The 6,198-nt window shown below is 47.5% G+C and carries 6 protein-coding genes and 2 pseudogenes; all 8 read right to left on the bottom strand.

What is annotated here, in order from left to right:
• Positions 1 to 202 precede the first annotated feature (202 nt).
• Entirely contained in the window at positions 203 to 649 is a 447-nt protein-coding gene (locus tag JCM2765_RS18460; protein WP_225352139.1) for a hypothetical protein, read from the bottom strand.
• Positions 598 to 1,974: a carbamoyl phosphate synthase preATP-grasp domain-containing protein gene (locus tag JCM2765_RS18455; RefSeq protein WP_263849487.1), complete on the bottom strand. Its 1,377-nt coding sequence runs from the start codon at positions 1,972 to 1,974 to the stop codon at positions 598 to 600. The genes JCM2765_RS18460 and JCM2765_RS18455 overlap by 52 nt, the downstream gene beginning before the upstream one ends.
• Positions 1,971 to 2,318 (bottom strand): ATP-binding protein, encoded by a 348-nt coding sequence (locus JCM2765_RS18875; protein ID WP_500797379.1) that lies wholly within the window; start codon positions 2,316 to 2,318, stop codon positions 1,971 to 1,973. The genes JCM2765_RS18455 and JCM2765_RS18875 overlap by 4 nt, the downstream gene beginning before the upstream one ends.
• Positions 2,319 to 2,426: 108 nt before the next feature.
• Positions 2,427 to 2,724 (bottom strand): annotated as a pseudogene (locus JCM2765_RS18445) (carbamoyl phosphate synthase preATP-grasp domain-containing protein); the annotation flags it as partial.
• A gap of 5 nt (positions 2,725 to 2,729) precedes the next feature.
• On the bottom strand, positions 2,730 to 3,803 hold the full coding sequence (locus JCM2765_RS15700) for a carbamoyl phosphate synthase small subunit (RefSeq protein WP_054737497.1): 1,074 nt from the start codon (positions 3,801 to 3,803) through the stop codon (positions 2,730 to 2,732).
• A gap of 33 nt (positions 3,804 to 3,836) precedes the next feature.
• The gene (pyrR, locus tag JCM2765_RS15695; RefSeq protein ID WP_054737496.1) at positions 3,837 to 4,373 is read right to left on the bottom strand and encodes a bifunctional pyr operon transcriptional regulator/uracil phosphoribosyltransferase PyrR; all 537 of its coding nucleotides are present in this window, start codon (positions 4,371 to 4,373) and stop codon (positions 3,837 to 3,839) included.
• A 129-nt stretch (positions 4,374 to 4,502) separates the two neighbouring features.
• A complete protein-coding gene (locus JCM2765_RS15690; protein WP_054737495.1) occupies positions 4,503 to 5,456 on the bottom strand; it encodes an RluA family pseudouridine synthase in 954 nt (317 codons plus the stop codon).
• A pseudogene (gene lspA, locus JCM2765_RS15685) lies at positions 5,449 to 5,909 on the bottom strand (signal peptidase II). The gene JCM2765_RS15690 and the pseudogene lspA overlap by 8 nt, the downstream one beginning before the upstream one ends.
• Between the last annotated feature and the right edge of the window lie 289 nt (positions 5,910 to 6,198).

Below are 6,198 nucleotides of genomic sequence, written 5' to 3'. Positions count from 1 at the left end.
TAGGCCCGCCACTGCGTTCCAGCCTCGCATAGCGCCGGAGTCTCCCGCGGCATCTTCCCACTATAGAAAACCAGAATCACTTCACAAACTAAAGATGCTTACGCTGGACACAAACGACAATAAAGACGACCAAAAGGCCACCGTTCGAACAGTGGCCTTTTTGCTATATACAAACTATTAATTTAATGAACGGGTACGCACGCTATTCATCCGCACTCAACGCCGCATCAACCCCAAACGTAATCGAGGCCCCAACTTCTTGAGTCGTTAACCCAAGTCGTTCGGTCAGTTGCAGTTGCTTGAACGGGAACGTGCCACGGACAAGTGCCGCTCGATCAGAACGAATATCCAGCGGTAATTTTTGAATCAGTGATTCATCAATTTCGCCTAACGCTTGGCGCACCAGCATCCGAACCCAGTTAATACCGGTCACCTTATTCAAAAAGGCAATCGTCGTTAACCGACTTGGTCGAATCCCAGCGAACTTGGGCTCACCATTTCGGTCAATCGTGTACAACATCTGCACGACCCCAGTTCGATGATGGACGCTCAAATAGTTGTTGGCATGGTTCAGGATGCGATCCAGCTGCCCATCGTTCAACGTTGCCGGTGTTTTCGTGACTGTAATTTGATCAAAAGTGGTGGCCATGCCTGATCTGATTTAAGATCACTCGCCAAAATCGGCACAATATGTTCCTTGGTGACGAACAAATCTAACCCAACTTCAGCATGGTCACTGACCAAATCACTTCGTTTCTCCTGATCTGGTGGCAAGACGGCGACCGGTAACTCACGCTTTCGTAGCTCCCGGGTTAAATAGTGGCGGTTTCCAGGCACAAAAATCAGCACCGGTTTTTCAAGTGCTACCACATTCAGTACGTCACCTAACTGAACGGGATCAATGATTTGTTTATCCGTCAGTAACGGACTCAGTGACCCCGCATTCGGATTAGTGTTCATAATAACCGTTCGATAACCGGAACGCTGCAACTGCTTTAGCATTTCAGTTGTAAAGTAGTCAGCCGATGCGTTAGGTCCCAATTGGTTACCGCCCCGTCCCAAAACGAGCACCGTCTTATCGGATAACTGAGTCGCTTCGTTTTCCGTTTCAAACGTACTGTAGTAACTTGATGGCGTTTGGATCAACTCGCCAGCACTAGGTTCGATGCCCTTATATGTCGGTAAAATCAAGTTGGATTTGCCAATTTCGCGGACCGTATCAATATCGGTGTGCCAAATTCGCGCAATCATACCATCACCAAAGCCATAATAACGGCCACGCTTAAGTTGCTCAGCTGATAGTGGTGCGGCCTTAATATCCTCTTCGATTTCAAGAATATGCTTAAGCTTATCAAAGTAGAAGGCATCAATTTTAGTCAGTTCAGTCAGTTCATCAACCTGATAACCGCGCCGCAATGCCTCAATCAGCACCAAGATACGACTGGAAAGCGGATGGATCAGCCGTGAAATGATTTGTGAATCAGTCAAATCACTCATCGAAGGGAGTTCATCTTGCGGACTAAATTGCGACGAGCGCAACGCCTTTAAAATGGCCTCCTCAGTGCTTCGACCGACTCCAACAGTTGACCCAACCGATTTCATCACTGTGTTTAAATGCTGATCAGCCTCTGGCACGTCCTCAAACGGCCAGATTGGAATCCGAACGATCACGTGGTCTAAGGTTGGTTCCAGCAACGCCGATTGCCGGAATTCGTAGTTATCCGGCAACCGAACATCCGTCACTTTTTGATTCAAATACAAATTAGCCGCCACGTACGCAATCGGATACCCAGTCGCGTAGGCAGCTAACGACGATCCCCGATCATTGTACGGGGTAACCTTGGTCACGTAATACCGATCCAAATTGGCGTGTAGCGCAAAGTGCGTATGCACGACCCCCGTAAAGCCAAACTGATCGTTGATGGCAAAAGCGGCATCCCGCAACTCTTCGTACTCCGTGTTGCTGAGCGTCAACGTTGGGACCACCACCATCGAATCGCCAGAGTGGGTCCAATTGGGTCAATATTTTCCAGTCCCGCAATCAAGACCTGCGTCCCCATGACGTCTCGAACCGTCACTAACTCAATTTCCTTATAGCCCACGATACTTTGTTCGATCACACACTGTTTAAAGCGTGACCAACGAAAACCTCGTGTAACGGCACCAATCAAATCGGCTTCGTTATCGCATAAGATTCGGTTGGTATCAATTTTCGGTGCAATTGGCTTCACGATGACTGGGTAACCGATCTGAGCCGCAACGTTCACGGCTTCATCCAATGTGCCCACCGTTTCCGACGCAATGACCGGTGACCCCATGTGCGCTAAAACTGCGTTGATTCGTTCCGGGTTATTCACATCCATCAAGGACTGTCCTGGAATCCCCAACACTTGACAGCCGTTATCACTTAGGACCCCATTTTCTTGCAATTCTTGAATGACGCTAATCGCCAAAACGCCACCTACCGTGGGTAGAATGGCGTCCGGTTGTTCTTTTTCGATGATCCGTTGGACGTTCAGCCGTCACCGTTTGAATAAACATGTTGGTGGGCTGAACACTCTCCAACGCCGCTGAAAAAGGATTATTATCAATTAACAGGGGCCGAACACCCATTTTTTTAAAGGCTTGAATGATTTGAACGCAGGCTGCATCCAGTTCAGTTTCGTGGCCAATTTCAGTGGGACCCCCACCGATAATCAGCACTTTTTGAATGGCATTATCCATCGACATTAAGCCTCCCGTGTTCCCATAATTTCCATAAATTCGTCAAATAAATCAACCGAATCATTTGGTCCGGGCGCGCCGTCTGGGAAAAACTGAACGGAAAACGCCGGATAATCCCGGTGCCGTAATCCCTGTACGCTCCCATCAATAATATCAACGTAGGTTGTAATGAGTCGGTCTCGATTAATAGAATCAGGATCCACCACGTACTCTTGACCTTCCATGGCGTAAATGATCTCATTCGTGATAATTTTACGAATTGGGTGATTAGCACCGTGATGCGCCACTGGCAAGGCCTTAACCTCCGACCCATTAGCAAGTGCAAACAGTTCGTGGCCCAAGCCAATCGCAAACAACGGAATGCGTTCTTGAATCACCCGAATCATTTCCAAAACGCTTTCCGGGAGGTCCAATGGTGACCCCGGACCAGTCGATAAAATGACCCCATCTGGATCCAAGTTGATCACGGATTGGGCATCGGTATCCCAAGGCAGTACGGTCACGTTACAGTTGCGGCGTGACAGTTGCCGTAAAATCCCATGTTTGAGGCCAAAATCAATCACGACGACATTATCACCCTGGTTCGGATTCGGGTACGGTCTCGGTGTTGCAACCTGAGCCACTTGTTGATTGGTCAATACCGTCGCGTGTAATTGATCAAATGCATGATCATCGGCAACGTCCACGATACTCCCCTTCATGGTCCCCTTTTGCTGAATCAGTCGAACCAAATATCGGGTATCAATACCGCTAATTCCCGGAATATTATGCTGTTTTAAAAATTGATCCAGCGACAAAGACCGTTGGCGGTTTTTAGAAATCGCCGACACATCCCGGACAACCATGCCCTTCGCTGTCGGTAAAATTGATTCATAACCATCGTGTGCGATCCCAATGCTCCCGATAATTGGCTGCGAGAACACAATGATCTGGTTATGGTACACCTGATTCGTGACAATTTCTTGATAACCCAGCATGCTGGTATTGAAGACTAATTCACCAGTCGTCGTTGCACCGGCACCGAAGCCTTCGCCCGCAAACGCTGAGCCGTCTTCTAAAATTAAAAATCGTTGTGTCATCTGCCATCAATCCAATCTCTGTTACAGTCGCTACTATCTATCAATGATTTCGACGCTATCATGACCATCAATTTCCGTTACCGCAACGCGGATCCGTTCGCTTTGAGAACTCGGAATGTTTTTGCCGACAAAATCTGCTCGAATTGGAAGTTCTCGGTGGCCACGATCAACCAAGACCGCTAAGTTAATTTGCTTTGGTCGGCCAAGGTCCATAATGGCGCTCATTGCCGCCCGAATCGTACGACCGGTGTAAAGCACATCGTCCACTAAAATCACTTTTTTGTCAGTTAACGGAAAATCAATCTTAGACACGGTGACTTGTGGATCGTTTTCGGTACTATCGTGTTCGATATCATCTCGGTACTTGGTCACATCAAGTTCGCCAACTGGCACCGTGGCATTTTCTAACTGTTTCAAGCGGTTCGCGATGCGTTGGGCCAAGTAAATCCCCCGCGTTTTGATGCCCAAAATGACAAGGCCATCAATGCCCTTATTGTGTTCAATAATTTCGTAAGTGATTCGGGTCAAGGCCCGTTGCATTGCCATTGCGTCTACAACTACTTTGGTCATGAGTTGCCTCCTAGTTTATTTTTAAATGAATGGCTGATTAGTGGCATCTCGCCCTAATCGCGTAATACTGAATGATTGCATTAGCTTTAGAATAGGTAATTTAACAGGGGTTGTCAACTATCCGCTCGACTAAAGGGATTCGTTTTCATCCCACCCTGGTTTAACGACTGTATACCCAGGATGCTGCGACCGTAGTCGTTTGATCACCTGTTTAAAATCGGCCGGAAGCGGCGTTTCAAAGACAAGTTGCTTACCGCTGACCGGATGTTTGAACCCTAGTTTCCGGGCATGTAAAAATTGACCCGAACCACTAATCGTCTTCCGTGGCCCATAAAGTGGATCACCCGCAAGCGGATGACCAATCGACTTCATGTGCACCCGAATCTGATGAGTACGTCCCGTTTCCAGCCAACAGGAAATCAACGTATAATCGCCATAGCGTTCCAGCACCTGATAGTGTGTCACTGCATGTCGCCCATCAGCAACGATTGCCTGCTGCTTTCGATCCTTTAACGATCGGCCAATTGGGGCGTCAATCGTGCCGGTATCATCCTTGAGATTACCGTGAACCAACGCCAGATACTCTCGCAAATTTGTTTTATCCTTTAGCTGTTGCGCTAAACTACGATGTGCGTGATCATTCTTGGCGACCATCAATAATCCTGAAGTATCCTTGTCGATTCGATGAACGATTCCGGGTCGAAAAGTCCCATTAATCGTTGAAAGCGGCGAATGGTAAAGTAACGCATTCACGAGTGTGTGGTCTGGATGACCAGGAGACGGATGAACAACCATCCCGGCTGGTTTGTTGACCACGATCACGTCATCATCTTCGTAAACGATATCAAGTGGCATATTTTCAGGCTCCAAATCTAAAGCTACTGGATCCGGAATCGTTATCGTCACCTTGTCACCCGCTTGCACCTTATACTTCGGCTTTTCAATCTGATCGTTAACCAACACGCGCTGTTCATCGATCGCGTTTTTGAGTTGCGAGCGACTTTGCTCAGGCATCAGTTCCGATAACACCTTGTCCAACCGGCCGCTTTGAGTTGTAATCTGATACTGGTGTACTTCAGGCATGAGTCTTCGCCTCCGATTGATCATCAAACAACATCGCTAACATCAGGCAAATCACCCCAACGGTAAGGCACGAATCCGCAAAATTGAAGATTGGAAACGAGATAAAGTCCAACTGGAACATATCCACAACGAACCCGTTCATCAACCGATCAATAAAATTGCCAATCGTACCTGCAATCATAAAGCTATTCCAACTTCATAGTGCCAGTTATGCCGAAAACGCACAAAAAACCAAATCAATACAGCTAATGCCGCAATTGAAATAATGTAAAAGAACCACTGTTGCCCTGCCAGCATGCTCCATGCGGCGCCATCATTACGAAGATAGGTCAGTGACAGCACGTTGGGGATCACCGAATGAGTTGCCCCTAACGCCAATGATGCGACGATTGCGTGTTTGATCCACTGATCAACGATCACTAAGCCCACGATGAGCAGTGTATATAAGCCAATTAACAAATGTTGTCGCTCCCTTATTCTGTCATGATGACCAGCATTAATTGCTGATCACAATTCCAGTGTGTATTACTACCCATTATACCAAAGAATTTGGATGGCTAAAACGAAAAGTCGTTTGGGTTTCAAGAAACTTCGGAGAACTACGTTAGGACTTTTTACTGTCGCTTGTGTCCAGCGTAAGCATGGTTAGTTTGTGAAATTCAGTGATTCTGGTTTTGTATAGTGGAAGAATGCCGCGGGAGACTCCGGCGCTATGCGGAGCTGGAACGCAGCGGCTCGCTCC

It is taken from the genome of Secundilactobacillus similis DSM 23365 = JCM 2765, assembly GCF_001311075.1.
Taxonomy (GTDB): Bacteria; Bacillota; Bacilli; order Lactobacillales; family Lactobacillaceae; genus Secundilactobacillus; species Secundilactobacillus similis.
The sequence above is the reverse complement of the archived record's forward strand: the minus strand, read 5'-3'. Positions and strand labels throughout refer to the sequence as shown.

Excerpts from the sequence above, each read along its gene's own strand:
- JCM2765_RS18460 (WP_225352139.1), bottom strand. The coding sequence starts at position 649 with ATGGCCACCACTTTTGATCAAATTACAGTCACGAAAACACCGGCAACG.
- JCM2765_RS18875 (WP_500797379.1), bottom strand. The coding sequence starts at position 2,318 with ATGGGGTCACCGGTCATTGCGTCGGAAACGGTGGGCACATTGGATGAA.
- JCM2765_RS15700 (WP_054737497.1), bottom strand. The coding sequence starts at position 3,803 with ATGACACAACGATTTTTAATTTTAGAAGACGGCTCAGCGTTTGCGGGC.
- pyrR (WP_054737496.1), bottom strand. The coding sequence starts at position 4,373 with ATGACCAAAGTAGTTGTAGACGCAATGGCAATGCAACGGGCCTTGACC.
- JCM2765_RS15690 (WP_054737495.1), bottom strand. The coding sequence starts at position 5,456 with ATGCCTGAAGTACACCAGTATCAGATTACAACTCAAAGCGGCCGGTTG.